This is a genomic window from Shouchella hunanensis (genome assembly GCF_028735875.1).
In the GTDB taxonomy this organism is placed as follows: domain Bacteria; phylum Bacillota; class Bacilli; order Bacillales; family Bacillaceae_D; genus Shouchella; species Shouchella hunanensis.
This window is the reverse complement of the sequence record NZ_CP117834.1, coordinates 1666505-1680458: the sequence shown is the minus strand read 5'-3', so window position 1 is coordinate 1680458 and position 13954 is coordinate 1666505. Positions and strand designations below refer to the sequence as shown.

Here is a 13954-nt window from a genome sequence, read left to right as displayed (position 1 = left end):
ATGTGATCTCATTCCGCAACCCGGGGCAGTGGGTCTTTAGAATTACCATCTAACATCATACAATAATTAAGCGATAAAGTCAATTTAATTTAAAAAAACTTATCCGGGTGTTTCCTCTTTTTAAAATGGATTGTTTTCATAATCAACATGCCATAAATACAAGCCTTGTGCCGGTGCTGTTTTTCCTGCAAGGGTTCGATCTTTGCTTGCCAAAATGGATTCGATTTCCCTTGCATCTCGCTTACCCGATCCGACTTCAATGAGGGTACCAACGATAATGCGCACCATGTTGTAAAGAAATCCATTACCAGCAATCGTAAATTCTAATTCTCCGCCATTTGGGTGTAGCGACACACTGGCTATCGTCCGAACTTTATCAACAACGGCTGTATTGGATGCACAAAATGCAGAAAAATCGTGCGTACCAAGAAGATATTGGGCCGCCGTCTGCATGGCAGGCACATCTAATGATTGTTTGATGTGCAAGGCATAATGACGGCGAAACACATTCGGCACTTCGCCATGATGGATATAATAGCGGTATTCTTTACCTGTTGTATGAAATCGCGCATGAAAATTCTCAGCCACTTCACTCACTTCTTCCACAACAACATCGTTTGGCAAATGCACATTTAATGCTTGTACCCAATTAGAAGGAGCCATTTGGAGGGGGGAATCAAAATGAATGACTTGCGCCTTTGCATGTACACCTGCGTCCGTTCTTCCTGATGCCGTTACAGAAATGCGCTCCCCCTTATGAATGTTCGTTAACGCTTGCTCAATAACAGCTTGCACGGTTCTTTTTTGAGGCTGCACTTGGTAGCCACTGTATTCTGTCCCGTCGTACGCAAGCTTACATGCATACCTTGCCATGATTTCTCTCCTTTTTTGCTTAAAGCCATAAAATGAGGCATGCCAGTACAATACTAAGAGAGAGCGCGACGGTATCGTTCCTTTGCCACTGTTTCTTTTTCCAAGTTGTATAGGTGCCCCGACTTTGATAGCCTCTTGCTTCCATCGCTTCTCCTAACTCTTCCGCTCGTTTAAGCGCACGAATAAATAACGGTACGAATAATGGAATAAAAAGCTTTATACGATTTTTTAATGATTTTTTAAAACGACCATACCCTCTTGCTCGCTGTGCTTGTTGAATGAGTAGTAGTTCATCCCGTAAGATTGGAATAAATCGTAATGCAATTGAAACCATTGTAGCCACGTCCCTAACTGGAAAACGCACTTTATTCAGTGGACTTAATAGAGTTTCAATTGCTTGTGTAATATGATAAGAACTGGTTGTTGCTGTCATTATAATAGCGATAAGAAAAAGCATAATGGTTCGCCAGAAGACAATAAATGCCATGGTCATCCCTTCGTCATAAATCGTTATTGGCCCAATTGAAAACAATGGTTTTCCATCTTGAATAACGATAAGTTGAATAAGGGAAAAGACGAACAAAAAGATAAAAACAGGTGCCAATGATTGCAGAACTGCTCTTATTGGCAAACGGCTACATAACAGCAGAAGTAAAACAAGAATCGAGCTTAAACTAAACGAACCGATTGATGACACAGAGAAAAAGACGATTGCAAACAAAAACGTACTAATCAACTTTACTTTCGCATCTAGAGTATGAACAAATGAGTGACCTTCAATGTAATCGCCAATGACGACAGATCTTCTAGCCATTCGGTTCATTCTCCTTCTCTTTCAGCCACGATGATGTGATCCACCCTACAAGCTCTTCTGTATTCTTTAGAAAAGGTGGCCGATGTTGATGTTTCATAAGCGCTTTTGCAAAAGCCATCGTCTGGGGCAATGGCACATGGCCACTCTGGAGTACATCACGTGTTTTACCGGCATGAACAAGCCGTCCTGCTTCAAGAGCAATACAATGATCACTATAGAGAGCGACATCATTCATGGAATGAGTGACCATCCAAATGGTCGCATTTTCTTGCTTTTTATAGCGTTGAAAGACCTTCATCATTCCTTCTTTTAATTGCGGATCAAGTCCTGCTGTCGGTTCATCAATTAGCAAGAGCTTTGGCTTCATCATGAGAATAGCGGCAATGGCCACTCGTCTCATTTGTCCCCCCGATAAGTGAAAGGGGGAGCGTTGTAGAATCTCAGACTCTAGCTCTACTACTTTCATGATGTCTTCTATTCTCTGGTCAATGTGGTCTTTATGCTCCCCTGCCAACTTCAAACCAAAGGCAAGCTCTTCATACACAGTCTCGGCAAATAGTTGATGTTCAGGGTATTGAAACACGTAGCCAATTTGAGCACGTAGCAACTGACTCTGATCTTCATGCAAGGCGTGACCCTTTACCAGAACAGATCCTGTAGTTGGTTCAAGTAACCCGGCTAGCAACTGAACAAGGGTTGATTTTCCTGAACCTGTTTTACCTATTACCGCTGTAAAACTTCCGTCTGGCATTGAACAGCTAATCTCTTGCAACGCCTTATAGGATTTTGCTTGGTTTGTCTCGTATTGATAGCTTACACCTTTAAAGCAAACGTCCATAACGCTTCACATAACTCCTCATCCGAAGTAATGATTGTTTCATCCACACCAATACCCTGTTCCTTTAACATAGCGATGACTTCATAGCGGAAGGGCTTTACGCATCCTAAATCTTGCATCACGCCCTCTTGACGCATTAATTGCGAGAATGACCCATCGAAAACAATCTCACCGTTCGCCAAACCAATAATACGCGTGCACTTGGCCATTTCCTCTAATTCGTGAGTAATGGTTACAAGTGTTTTAGACTCTTGATACATAGACGCTAATTGCTCCAGCACCTCATGTCGTCCTTCAGGGTCAAGCATAGACGTTGCTTCATCCAAGATAATGAGTTCGGGTTCAAGAACAAGTAAACCCGCTAACGCCACACGCTGCTTCTGACCACCAGAAAGCTCATTGATGGATCGCTTTCGTAAGTGATCAATACCAAGCTTTTGTGCATAACATGCAATTCGTTCTTCTATAAGAGACGGGTTCATTGCAGCATTCTCTAAACCAAAAGCTAGGTCATCTTCAACGATCGTTCGTACCATCTGGTTATCTGGGTTCTGAAACAAGAACCCGATGTTTTGTTTCTCTCGATGATAAGTAATTGAACCTGACGTAGGTTTTACTAACCCTTTTATCAGCTTTCCAAGAGTAGATTTTCCCGATCCACTTCTCCCAATAATGGCAATATACTCACCTTTAGTGATGGAGAAAGACACATTTAATAAAACCGGATCACTCTCTTTAAATTGATAACTTACGTTGTTCAGCTGCAGCATCGACTCATTTCCTTCCTAAAACAAAAAAGGGCATAGAGTGAAGAAAGCTCTTGCTTCCATAATCTCCTGCCCTTAATCGCCGCTTACATGAGTTACTTAAACAAACTCAATAATTGCCATTGGTGCTCCGTCTCCACGACGAGGACCAACTTTAAGAATGCGTGTATATCCACCTTGACGCTCTTCAAAGCGAGGCGCAATCTCAGCAAAAAGCTTTTGGATTGCGTCTTGACCATTTTCTTCGTTTGCTACTTCTTTACGTACGAAAGAAGCGACTTGACGACGAGAATGAAGATCTCCACGTTTACCTAATGTCACCATTTTTTCAACGAGTGGACGCAATTCCTTTGCTTTAGCTTCAGTCGTTTCAATGCGCTCATTAATAATTAAGTCTGTTACTAAATCACGTAGTAACGCTTTACGTTGTGAACTTGTACGACCAAGTTTTGCGTATGCCATGCTATATTCCCTCCTTTAACCCAAAAAACAATTATTCTTCGTTACGAAGCCCGAGACCTAACTCGCCTAGCTTCTCTTGTACTTCTTCTAAAGACTTACGTCCAAGGTTACGAACTTTCATCATGTCTTCTTCTGTTTTATGCGTAAGCTCTTGTACCGTGTTGATACCAGCGCGCTTTAAACAGTTGTAAGAACGAACCGAAAGATCAAGCTCTTCAATTGTCATTTCCAAGACTTTTTCTTTTTGGTCTTCTTCTTTTTCAACCATGATTTCCGCGTTTTGCGCTTGATCCGTTAAGCCTACGAAAATATTTAAATGCTCTGTTAAGATTTTCGCTCCAAGAGATACTGCTTCTTCAGGGCGAGTGCTTCCATCGGTCCACACATCAAGGGTTAGTTTATCATAGTTTGTGACTTGCCCAACACGTGTATTCTCAACTTGATAGTTTACACGCGCTACCGGTGTATAGATCGAGTCAATCGGAAGAACGCCAATTGGCTGGTCGTCGCTTTTATTCCCGTCAGCAAGGATATAACCCCGACCGCGTTTTGCCTGAAGGCGCATGCGGAACGATGCTCCTTTTGTAAGCGTAGCGATATGAAGCTCAGGATTTAAAATTTCTACATCACTATCGTGTGTTAAGTCTCCAGCAGTAACATCGCCTTCGCCTTGAACATCAATCTCTAGTGTTTTCTCATCGTCCGAGTAAATCTTTAAAGCTAGTTTCTTTAGGTGCAAAATGATTGTTGTTACATCTTCCACAACACCCTCAATAGTAGAGAATTCGTGTAGAACACCATCAATTTGAACTGAAGATACTGCTGCACCAGGAAGCGATGATAGTAGAATGCGACGTAAGGAGTTTCCTAGTGTTGTTCCATAACCACGTTCAAGGGGCTCAACAACAAACTTGCCGTATGTTGCATCTTCGCTAACTTCAACCGTCTCAATATTCGGCTTTTCAATTTCAATCATTAAACAAACCCTCCTTCAAAACGTCGAACTCTGGCAAACACAAGGATTGCCCAAAGGACAATCACTAAGCCTTCCCATGAGCAATGCCTATTAGTCTAACCTTCATTGTCTAATAGATCTCGTCTTATCCATTATAGACACTACTAAGAAATCTATACAATGATTGATCTTATTACACTCTACGACGTTTCGGCGGGCGACAGCCGTTATGAGGAACAGGCGTTACGTCTTTAATCATGTTTACCTCTAAACCAACTGCTTGTAATGAACGGATAGCCGCTTCACGACCAGCTCCAGGACCTTTAACAGAAACTTCGATGGTTTTCATGCCATGCTCCATTGCTGTTTTCGCAGCAGTCTCAGCCGCCATTTGCGCAGCGAAAGGAGTAGACTTACGAGAACCTTTAAATCCTAAAGCACCAGCACTTGCCCAAGAGATTGCATTACCATGCGTATCAGTGATCGTCACGATTGTATTATTGAACGTTGAGCGAATGTGAGCCATTCCCGTATCAATATTTTTCTTTTGACGACGCTTTGGACGAGTATTCGTTTTTTTAGCCATAGATTTGTTCCCTCCTATCTATTTTTTCTTGTTCGCTACTGTACGAGCAGGACCTTTGCGCGTACGAGCGTTATTCTTAGAGTTTTGACCACGAACGGGCAATCCACGACGATGACGGATTCCACGGTAGCTTCCAATTTCAATTAGACGCTTAATGTTAAGGGATACTTCACGACGAAGATCACCTTCAACTTGATATGCTTCAACAGCTTCACGGATACGACCAAGTTCTTCTTCAGTCAAATCGCGCACACGTGTATTCTGGTCAATACCAGCAGTTTCAAGAATCTTCGCTGCTGTAGATTTACCAATACCGAATACGTACGTAAGTGAAATTACAACGCGCTTATCGCGAGGAATATCAACACCTGCAACACGTGCCATAGGCTCGGCACCTCCTTATCGATTAGCCTTGTTTTTGTTTATGCTTTGGATTTTCGCAAATTACCATGACATTGCCTTTACGGCGAATAACTTTACATTTTTCACAGATCGGTTTTACCGACGGTCTTACTTTCATTGTATAAACCTCCTTGTGTACGGAGAAGTTTTTTATTTATAGCGGTACGTAATTCTACCACGCGTTAGATCATAAGGAGAAAGCTCAATTGTCACTTTATCACCAGGCAAAATGCGGATAAAGTGCATGCGAATTTTCCCAGATACATGCGCAAGAATTTTATGACCGTTCTCAAGTTCAACACGAAACATTGCATTTGGAAGTGGTTCAATAACCGTACCTTCCACTTCAATAACGTCTTCTTTCGCCATGGGTAGTTTCCTCCCTTCGAGTTAGATGCTAACAAATCCAGAACTACACAGACATTCTATCTTACCTGAAAACCTATGCTTTCGTCAAGATTTCATACCCGGTTTCTGTAATTGCAATCGTATGCTCAAAATGGGCACAGTTTTTCTTATCTACAGTTACTACTGTCCAGTTATCAGAAAGAGTTTTTACATATCGACTACCTGCATTAATCATTGGCTCAATTGCTAGTACCATACCGGGCTTGAGCCGTGGTCCTTTTCCTGGAGGTCCGTAATGAGGAATTTGTGGGTCCTCATGTAAGTTTTGACCAACACCGTGGCCAACATACTCACGAACAACAGAATAACCAAGAGGCTCCACATGTGATTGAATCGCATGCGAGATATCTGATAAACGATTGCCTGGACGAGCTTGCTCTAAACCTTTGTAAAGAGACTCTTCCGTTGCATCAAGCAATTGTTGATCTTCCTCTTTAATTGTCCCAACCCCATATGTCCAAGCAGAGTCACCATGATAGCCATTATAATATGCGCCTATATCTAAGCTAATAATGTCACCATCTTCAAGCACTCGATTACCAGGAATGCCATGCACCAACTCTTCGTTTACAGAAGCACATACGCTTCCTTTAAACCCCCCATAACCTAGGAAAGAAGGTGTTGCATCATGTGAACGAATAAACGCTTCAGCAATTGAATCGAGTTCCCCAGTTGTAACACCTGGTTTGATATATGGTTTCAAGTGAGCATGTGTCAATGCAACAATACGCCCAGCCTGTCTCATAATTTCAAGTTCACGTTCGGTTTTTATTACAATCATGCATGCGTCTCCGCGAGTAATGCATCAATGTCTTTGTAGACATCTTCAATATCTCTATTACCGTCAATATGCTTTAAATAACCTTTTGACTCATAAAAGTCAATTAATGGTTGAGCTTGCTGCTGATTCACTTCAAGACGTTTCTTAACTGTCTCTGGTTTGTCATCATCACGTTGAATAAGCTCGCTTCCATCTACATCACATTTTCCTTCAACCTTTGGTGGGTTGTAAAGAAGATGATACGTTTTGCCAGAAGTTGGTGAAACACGTCTACCTGTTAAACGCTCAATTAAGAGATCTTCAGGAACGTGGATATTCAGAACATAGTCAAGTTCTTTACCGAGAGATGTAAGAATCTCTTCAAGTCCTTCTGCTTGCGCAATTGTTCTCGGGAAACCATCGAGTAAAAAACCATTCTCACAATCTTTCTGTGATAAGCGATCTTTCACAATACCGATTGTTACTTCATCCGGAACAAGGCCACCAGCATCCATGTAGGATTTCGCTTTAAGACCAAGTTCTGTTTCATTCTTCATTGCTGCACGAAACATATCACCAGTTGAGATATGAGGCAAGCCGTAATGTTCAACAATCTTTTCTGCTTGAGTACCTTTACCGGCACCAGGCAATCCCATTAAGATTAAGTTCATTTCAAATCCCCTTCCAGCAAGTTCTATAAAAGATGAACGGAGGAGGGAAAGTCCCAATTCCGCTCTCTTTAGTTGATAAATCCTTTATACGATCGTTTTATTAACTGACCTTCAATTTGCTTCATCGTATCGAGAGCAACCCCGACGATGATGAGAAGCCCAGTTCCACCAATCTGAACTTGAGGTGGGAGATCTAAAAGAGCAATAAAGACAACCGGAATCGTTGCGATCGTTGCTAGGAAAAGAGCACCTACGAACGTTAACCGGTATAAAATTCGCGTAATAAACGACTGTGTCGCTTGCCCTGGACGAATACCAGGAATGTATCCACCTTGTCGCTTCAAGTTATCCGCCATTTTTTCGGGGTTAACTTGAACAAACGTATAGAAATACGTAAAGGCGATGATAAGAAGAACAAAAGCTGATCCTCCAATCAATGTGCCGGGTACAAAGTTTTGAACAATCCAATTTGCCCATGCACTATCTTCCGTTCCGACAAACGTTGCGATTGTGGAAGGGAAGTAGAATAGCGCCGAAGCAAAGATAACTGGGATAACCCCTGCCGCATTTACCTTGATCGGTAAGTGCGTTGACTGTCCACCAACAGGACTACGGTTCACAACACGTTTCGCGTATTGTACAGGAATTTTACGCAATGCTTGTTGCACATAGATCACACCGACAATAATAAGTAAAACAATTAAAGCTAACAGTGCTACGGTGACAATAGCTAGAAATAGCTGATCGCCAGCCCCTTCAAGCTCCGAAACATACAGCGTATTAAGCATATTTGGAATACCAGCTGCAATACCTGCAAAGATAATGATCGAGATGCCATTACCAACACCATGTGCGGTAATTTGTTCACCCACCCACATTAAAAATGCGGTACCTGCTGTTAATACAATAGCGATATAGATGTAAGTCAGCGGACCAGGATTGACAATTAAGTCGACCGAACCTGTAGAAGCCATTGAGTTAAAACCGATGGACATGGCAATCGCTTGAACAAAACCTAAAACGATCGTTCCATAACGAGTAACCTGTGTTAGCTTTTTTCGACCAGCCTCACCTTGCTTCGCCCATTCAGCAAATTTCGGTACAACATCTAGCTGTAAAAGCTGTACAACGATCGATGCTGTAATGTAAGGCATAATCCCCATCGCAAAGATCGAGAAGTTACTTAATGCTCCACCACCAAAGGTATCAAGAAAGCCGAATGCATTCGCCTCTCCGAATAGCAAGTCTAACGCATCACTATTCGTACCCGGTACGGGAATAAATGTACCAACTCGAAATACGATAAGCATCAAAAGCGTAAAGATGATTTTGCGACGTAAATCTCTCACACGGAAGATGTTGGAGATCGCCTTAAACATTAAACCACCTCTGTTTTTCCGCCAGCAGCTTCAATTGCTTTTACTGCAGATGCAGAGAACTTGTTTGCTTTAACAGTCAAGTTTTTATCTAAGCTGCCATTTCCTAACACTTTAATACCGTGTTTTACGTTCTTAACTGCTTTTGATTCAATTAAGAGTTCAGGAGTAACTTCTGCTCCTGCTTCAAAACGGTTTAATACATCAAGGCTAACAACCGTATATTCTTTACGGTGAATGTTCGTAAAGCCACGTTTCGGTAAACGACGATAAAGTGGGTTTTGACCACCTTCGAAACCAAGTCTTACGCCACCACCTGAGCGGGCTTTTTGACCTTTGTGTCCTCTACCAGAAGTTTTTCCGTTACCAGAACCAATTCCGCGACCTACACGATTACGGACTTTGCGTGAACCTTCTGCTGGTTGTAACTCATGAAGTTTCATGCTTCCTACACCTCCTCGTTGCTAAAAATCATCTATTTACGCGTCAATTTCGTTTACAGTAACTAAGTGCTTTACTTTGTTAACCATACCACGAATTGCTACGTTATCTTCTTGTACTACAGTTTGATGCATTTTACGTAAACCAAGTGTGTTTACTGTCACGCGTTGATCGCTAGGACGGCCGATCAAGCTACGTGTAAGGGTGATTTCTAACTTCTTCGCCATCGTAATCCCTCCCTTAACCTAACAGTTCTTCTACGGATTTACCACGTAGTTTTGCTACTTCTTCAGCGCGCTTAAGATTCGATAAGCCTGTGATAGTAGCACGAACCATGTTAATTGGGTTGCTTGAACCAAGAGACTTAGAAAGGACATCGCCAACGCCAGATAGTTCAAGTACAGCACGTACAGGACCACCAGCGATAACTCCAGTACCTTCTGAAGCCGGCTTTAGAAATACGCGTCCAGCACCAAAACGTCCAACAATTTGGTGTGGGATTGTTGTATTTACAAGCGGTACTTCAATTAAGTTTTTCTTTGCATCTTCAACAGCTTTACGGATTGCTTCAGGTACCTCCTGAGCTTTCCCCATTCCAAAGCCGACGTGACCATTTTTATCCCCTACTACAACAAGTGCAGCAAAGCGGAAGCGACGACCACCTTTAACAACCTTTGCGACACGGTTGATCGTAACGACTTTTTCTTCAAGTTCCAAAGTATTTGGATCGATTGAACGCATAAAAAGGTTTCCCTCCTTCGTTTTTAGAATTTCAGACCTGCTTCGCGAGCTGCATCTGCAAGCTCAGCAACGCGTCCGTGATATAGATATCCTCCACGGTCAAACACGATCACTTCGTGTCCCGCTTCGATCGCACGTTTTGCAACTGCTTCACCAACTTGGCGAGCTGCTTCTTTATTTGAACCCTTTTCGATCTTCAGTTCTTTATCAAGTGATGAAGCTTGAGCAAGAGTTACACCATTCACGTCATCAATTAATTGAGCGTAAATGTGCTTAGAAGAACGGAATACGTTTAAACGTGGACGCTGCGGCGTACCGCTTAAATTGCGGCGTACGTGAGCGTGTCTTTTCTTACGGCCTGTATTTGAGTTAGGCTTCGTAATCATGAGACGTCATTCCTTTCTTTGTCGATACTAATTATTTACCAGTTTTACCTTCTTTACGACGCACATACTCGCCTTCATAACGAATACCTTTACCTTTGTAAGGCTCAGGCTGACGTACAGCGCGAATGTTAGAAGCAAGTGCACCAACACGTTCTTTGTTAATTCCTTTAACAACAACTTTCGTGTTAGATGGTACTTCGATTTCAAGACCTTCTTCAGGTGTGATTTCAACTGGGTGAGAATAACCAACGTTAAGCACAAGCTTATTGCCAGATTTAGAAGCACGGTAACCGACACCGTTCAGTTCAAGTGCGCGCTCAAATCCTTTTGTTACTCCCTCAACCATGTTGTTTACGTTCGCACGCATTGTACCATGTAGAGCACGGTGCTCTTTATGATCTGATGGACGAGCGAAACTCATTTCGTTGTTTTCTAAGTTTACTTTAATAGCAGGGTGAAGCTCACGGCTCAATTCACCTTTAGGACCTTTAACAGTACAAAGGTTACCATCTAAAGAAACTGTAACTCCCTCAGGAATTGTAATAGGTTTTAATCCTACTCGAGACATTTGTAGTACACCTCCATTTCAATTAAGCTTTATTACCAAACGTAAGCGAGTACTTCGCCACCGATTTGTTGTTGACGCGCTTCTTTATCAGTTAATAAACCTTTAGAAGTCGATACGATCGCAATACCAAGACCACCAAGTACACGAGGTAGTTCAGTTGATTTTGCGTAGACACGTAGTCCTGGCTTAGAAATACGTTTAAGACCAGTAATTACACGCTCGTTAGATGTTCCGTACTTTAAGAAGATACGAATAACACCTTGTTTGTTATCTTCAATGTACTCATAATCGCGAACAAAACCTTCACGCTTAAGAATTTCAGCGATTTCCTTCTTCACCATAGAAGCAGGAAGCTCTAATTTCTCGTGACGTACAAGGTTCGCGTTACGAATACGAGTTAGCATATCTGCAATTGGATCCGTCATGACCATAATTAATTACCTCCTTCCCAATCGATTTACCAGCTTGCTTTTTTCACACCAGGAATTTGCCCTTTATAAGCAAGTTCTCTGAAGCAAATACGGCAAAGTTTAAATTTACGCAACACTGAATGAGGACGTCCGCAACGCTCACAACGAGTATACTTTTGAACGTTATACTTAGGAGTGCGCTGTTGCTTTGCAATCATAGATTTTTTTGCCAACGTGTTCCCTCCTCTTCTTTAAGAGATTATTTTTGGAACGGCATGCCTACTTGAGTAAGTAATTCACGCGCTTCTTCATCTGTCTGAGCAGTTGTAACGATTACGATATCCATACCACGGACTTTATCAACTTTATCATAGTCGATCTCCGGGAAAATTAGTTGTTCTTTCACGCCAAGCGTGTAGTTTCCACGACCGTCAAATGCTTTCTTTGAGATCCCACGGAAGTCACGTACACGTGGAAGAGAAACAGAAACCAATTTATCCAAGAAGTCATACATACGCTCACCACGTAATGTAACTTTTGCACCGATTGGCATACCTTCACGTAATTTAAAGCCAGCAATTGATTTCTTTGCTTTTGTTACAACAGGCTTTTGACCAGTGATTTGTTGAAGTTCTTCAACCGCTTTATCCAAAACTTTTGCGTTTTGAACAGCTTCACCGACACCCATGTTCACAACAATCTTTTCAATCTTTGGCACAGCCATTACAGAAGAATAGTTAAATTTCTCTGTTAGAGATGAAACAATCTCAGTCTGATACTTTTCTTTCAAACGATTCATTTAGAGTGGTCCTCCTTTCACCTGACTGACTACTTGATGATTTCGCCAGATTTTTTCGCTACACGTACTTTTTTACCATCTTCTTCTTTAAATCCAACACGAGTACGTTCTCCTGTTTTTGGATCAACTAGCATAACGTTAGAAGAATGAATCGGTGCTTCTTGATCAAGAATTCCACCTTGTGGATTATCTTGTGAAGGTTTCGCGTGTTTCTTTACCATGTTAATTCCTTCAACAAGCACACGGCTCTTTTTCGGGTAAGCTTCAAGGATCGTCCCTTGCTTCCCTTTGTCTTTACCAGCAATAACGATTACTGTATCGCCTTTTTTGACATGCATCACTTTTGCACCTCCCTGAGTAAACATCCATTGATCTCTTTATCCAAACCGAACCTTATAGTACCTCAGGAGCTAGAGAAACAATTTTCATAAACTGTTTGTCTCGAAGTTCACGTGCTACCGGACCGAAGATACGAGTTCCACGAGGACCCTTATCGTCACGTACGATTACAGCTGCGTTCTCATCAAACTTGATATATGACCCGTCGTTACGGCGAACACCGCTTTTAGAGCGAACGATTACCGCGCGGACAACATCACCTTTCTTAACAACGCCACCTGGTGTTGCTTGTTTTACCGAACAAACAATAACATCACCAATGTTAGCTGTCTTACGTCCAGAACCACCAAGTACTTTGATACAAAGAACTTCACGCGCTCCAGAGTTGTCAGCAACTTTTAAACGGCTTTCTTGTTGAATCATACTGTTTACCTCCTTTCAACCGTAGCCTATTAGATAATAATAGCTTCTTCTACAACTTCTACTAAACGAAAACGTTTATCTTTTGAAAGTGGGCGAGTTTCCATAATACGAACGATGTCGCCAACTTTTGCAGTATTTTCTTCATCATGTGTTTTGAACTTCTTTGAGTACTTTACACGTTTACCATAAAGGCGATCGACCTTGTATGTCTCAACAAGTACGCTAATCGTTTTGTCCATTTTGTCAGAAACGACACGACCTTGGTAAACTTTACGCTGATTGCGGTCCATGCAGCAAACCTCCTTTTTTAGCCGTTGTTAATTCCGAGCTCGCGTTCACGCAAAACAGTTTTTGCACGTGCAATACCTTTGCGGACTTCGCGAATGCGCACTGGGTTTTCAAGTTGCCCAGTTGCTAATTGAAAGCGTAGGTTGAAAAGCTCTTCTTTAAGAGTTTGCGTCTTTTGTTCGATTTCAGCAGTGGTTAAATTACGGATATCAGTTGCTTTCATTTGAGTCACCACCCACTTCTTCACGTTTTACGAATTTACATTTAACAGGCAACTTGTGAGAGGCAAGACGTAAAGCTTCGCGTGCAACTTCTTCAGATACACCGGAGATTTCAAACATAATCTTACCTGGTTTCACGACGGCAACCCAACCTTCTGGAGCACCTTTACCTGAACCCATTCGAACTTCAAGTGGCTTAGCAGTGTAAGGTTTAGATGGGAAAATCTTAATCCATACTTTACCGCCACGTTTCATGTAACGAGTCATTGCAATACGAGCTGATTCGATTTGACGGTTTGTAATCCAAGACGCTTCAAGCGCTTGTAGACCGTATTCACCGAAATGTACTTCTGTACCGCCTTTAGCACGACCACGCATTTTTCCGCGGTGTTCACGACGATATTTAACGCGTTTAGGCATTAACAT

At 42.1% G+C, this 13954-nt stretch carries 26 protein-coding genes; all 26 read right to left on the bottom strand.

Translation table 11 applies throughout. The features are described 5' to 3' along the window. Positions 1 to 120: 120 nt before the first annotated feature. On the bottom strand, positions 121 to 873 hold the full coding sequence (truA, locus tag PQ477_RS08600) for a tRNA pseudouridine(38-40) synthase TruA (RefSeq protein ID WP_274273353.1): 753 nt from the start codon (positions 871 to 873) through the stop codon (positions 121 to 123). Positions 874 to 892: 19 nt separating this feature from the next. After that, entirely contained in the window at positions 893 to 1687 is a 795-nt protein-coding gene (locus PQ477_RS08595; protein WP_274273352.1) for an energy-coupling factor transporter transmembrane component T family protein, read from the bottom strand. Continuing rightward, positions 1680 to 2525, bottom strand: a complete 846-nt coding sequence (locus PQ477_RS08590; protein ID WP_274273351.1) for an ATP-binding cassette domain-containing protein — start codon at positions 2523 to 2525, stop codon at positions 1680 to 1682. The genes PQ477_RS08595 and PQ477_RS08590 overlap by 8 nt, the downstream gene beginning before the upstream one ends. After that, entirely contained in the window at positions 2501 to 3295 is a 795-nt protein-coding gene (locus tag PQ477_RS08585) for an ATP-binding cassette domain-containing protein (RefSeq protein ID WP_274273350.1), read from the bottom strand. Before PQ477_RS08585 ends, PQ477_RS08590 begins: the two co-directional genes overlap by 25 nt. A 96-nt stretch (positions 3296 to 3391) precedes the next feature. Next, a complete protein-coding gene (gene rplQ, locus PQ477_RS08580) occupies positions 3392 to 3754 on the bottom strand; it encodes a 50S ribosomal protein L17 (protein ID WP_035395688.1) in 363 nt (120 codons plus the stop codon). A gap of 31 nt (positions 3755 to 3785) precedes the next feature. Next, a complete protein-coding gene (locus PQ477_RS08575) occupies positions 3786 to 4730 on the bottom strand; it encodes a DNA-directed RNA polymerase subunit alpha (protein WP_038475820.1) in 945 nt (314 codons plus the stop codon). A 172-nt stretch (positions 4731 to 4902) separates the two neighbouring features. Continuing rightward, positions 4903 to 5295: a 30S ribosomal protein S11 gene (gene rpsK / locus PQ477_RS08570; RefSeq protein ID WP_035395685.1), complete on the bottom strand. Its 393-nt coding sequence runs from the start codon at positions 5293 to 5295 to the stop codon at positions 4903 to 4905. Positions 5296 to 5313: 18 nt separating this feature from the next. Next, on the bottom strand, positions 5314 to 5679 hold the full coding sequence (rpsM, locus tag PQ477_RS08565) for a 30S ribosomal protein S13 (protein WP_035395683.1): 366 nt from the start codon (positions 5677 to 5679) through the stop codon (positions 5314 to 5316). A 22-nt stretch (positions 5680 to 5701) separates the two neighbouring features. Then, complete coding sequence (rpmJ, locus tag PQ477_RS08560) at positions 5702 to 5815, bottom strand: 50S ribosomal protein L36 (protein ID WP_003333770.1); 114 nt, start codon at positions 5813 to 5815, stop codon at positions 5702 to 5704. Positions 5816 to 5847: 32 nt separating this feature from the next. Further along, complete coding sequence (gene infA, locus PQ477_RS08555; RefSeq protein WP_035395681.1) at positions 5848 to 6066, bottom strand: translation initiation factor IF-1; 219 nt, start codon at positions 6064 to 6066, stop codon at positions 5848 to 5850. A gap of 73 nt (positions 6067 to 6139) precedes the next feature. Continuing rightward, the gene (map, locus tag PQ477_RS08550; RefSeq protein ID WP_038475814.1) at positions 6140 to 6886 is read right to left on the bottom strand and encodes a type I methionyl aminopeptidase; all 747 of its coding nucleotides are present in this window, start codon (positions 6884 to 6886) and stop codon (positions 6140 to 6142) included. Continuing rightward, positions 6883 to 7536 (bottom strand): adenylate kinase, encoded by a 654-nt coding sequence (locus PQ477_RS08545; protein WP_035395679.1) that lies wholly within the window; start codon positions 7534 to 7536, stop codon positions 6883 to 6885. The genes map and PQ477_RS08545 overlap by 4 nt, the downstream gene beginning before the upstream one ends. Positions 7537 to 7604: 68 nt before the next feature. Beyond that, the gene (gene secY / locus PQ477_RS08540; protein WP_035395677.1) at positions 7605 to 8915 is read right to left on the bottom strand and encodes a preprotein translocase subunit SecY; all 1311 of its coding nucleotides are present in this window, start codon (positions 8913 to 8915) and stop codon (positions 7605 to 7607) included. Beyond that, positions 8915 to 9355: a 50S ribosomal protein L15 gene (rplO, locus tag PQ477_RS08535; protein WP_038475806.1), complete on the bottom strand. Its 441-nt coding sequence runs from the start codon at positions 9353 to 9355 to the stop codon at positions 8915 to 8917. The genes secY and rplO overlap by 1 nt, the downstream gene beginning before the upstream one ends. A gap of 36 nt (positions 9356 to 9391) precedes the next feature. Beyond that, positions 9392 to 9580, bottom strand: a complete 189-nt coding sequence (rpmD, locus tag PQ477_RS08530; RefSeq protein WP_035395673.1) for a 50S ribosomal protein L30 — start codon at positions 9578 to 9580, stop codon at positions 9392 to 9394. A gap of 13 nt (positions 9581 to 9593) precedes the next feature. After that, positions 9594 to 10094, bottom strand: coding sequence for a 30S ribosomal protein S5 (gene rpsE / locus PQ477_RS08525; protein ID WP_035395672.1), 501 nt, complete (start codon positions 10092 to 10094; stop codon positions 9594 to 9596). Between the two features lie 23 nt (positions 10095 to 10117). Beyond that, complete coding sequence (rplR, locus tag PQ477_RS08520; protein ID WP_035395670.1) at positions 10118 to 10480, bottom strand: 50S ribosomal protein L18; 363 nt, start codon at positions 10478 to 10480, stop codon at positions 10118 to 10120. A gap of 31 nt (positions 10481 to 10511) precedes the next feature. Further along, on the bottom strand, positions 10512 to 11048 hold the full coding sequence (rplF, locus tag PQ477_RS08515; RefSeq protein ID WP_035395668.1) for a 50S ribosomal protein L6: 537 nt from the start codon (positions 11046 to 11048) through the stop codon (positions 10512 to 10514). 32 nt (positions 11049 to 11080) lie between these two features. Further along, positions 11081 to 11479 (bottom strand): 30S ribosomal protein S8, encoded by a 399-nt coding sequence (gene rpsH, locus PQ477_RS08510; RefSeq protein ID WP_035395667.1) that lies wholly within the window; start codon positions 11477 to 11479, stop codon positions 11081 to 11083. A gap of 26 nt (positions 11480 to 11505) precedes the next feature. Then, positions 11506 to 11691 carry a type Z 30S ribosomal protein S14 gene (locus tag PQ477_RS08505; RefSeq protein WP_035395665.1) on the bottom strand — a complete coding sequence of 62 codons (186 nt, stop codon included), beginning with the start codon at positions 11689 to 11691 and terminating at the stop codon, positions 11506 to 11508. Between the two features lie 26 nt (positions 11692 to 11717). Next, a complete protein-coding gene (rplE, locus tag PQ477_RS08500; RefSeq protein WP_038475797.1) occupies positions 11718 to 12257 on the bottom strand; it encodes a 50S ribosomal protein L5 in 540 nt (179 codons plus the stop codon). A 29-nt stretch (positions 12258 to 12286) separates the two neighbouring features. Further along, entirely contained in the window at positions 12287 to 12595 is a 309-nt protein-coding gene (gene rplX, locus PQ477_RS08495; protein WP_035395719.1) for a 50S ribosomal protein L24, read from the bottom strand. A gap of 55 nt (positions 12596 to 12650) precedes the next feature. Continuing rightward, entirely contained in the window at positions 12651 to 13019 is a 369-nt protein-coding gene (rplN, locus tag PQ477_RS08490) for a 50S ribosomal protein L14 (RefSeq protein WP_035395662.1), read from the bottom strand. A gap of 29 nt (positions 13020 to 13048) precedes the next feature. Continuing rightward, the gene (gene rpsQ / locus PQ477_RS08485) at positions 13049 to 13309 is read right to left on the bottom strand and encodes a 30S ribosomal protein S17 (protein WP_035395660.1); all 261 of its coding nucleotides are present in this window, start codon (positions 13307 to 13309) and stop codon (positions 13049 to 13051) included. 17 nt (positions 13310 to 13326) lie between these two features. Beyond that, complete coding sequence (gene rpmC, locus PQ477_RS08480) at positions 13327 to 13530, bottom strand: 50S ribosomal protein L29 (RefSeq protein ID WP_035395658.1); 204 nt, start codon at positions 13528 to 13530, stop codon at positions 13327 to 13329. After that, positions 13517 to 13954, bottom strand: coding sequence for a 50S ribosomal protein L16 (rplP, locus tag PQ477_RS08475; protein WP_035395655.1), 438 nt, complete (start codon positions 13952 to 13954; stop codon positions 13517 to 13519). The genes rpmC and rplP overlap by 14 nt, the downstream gene beginning before the upstream one ends.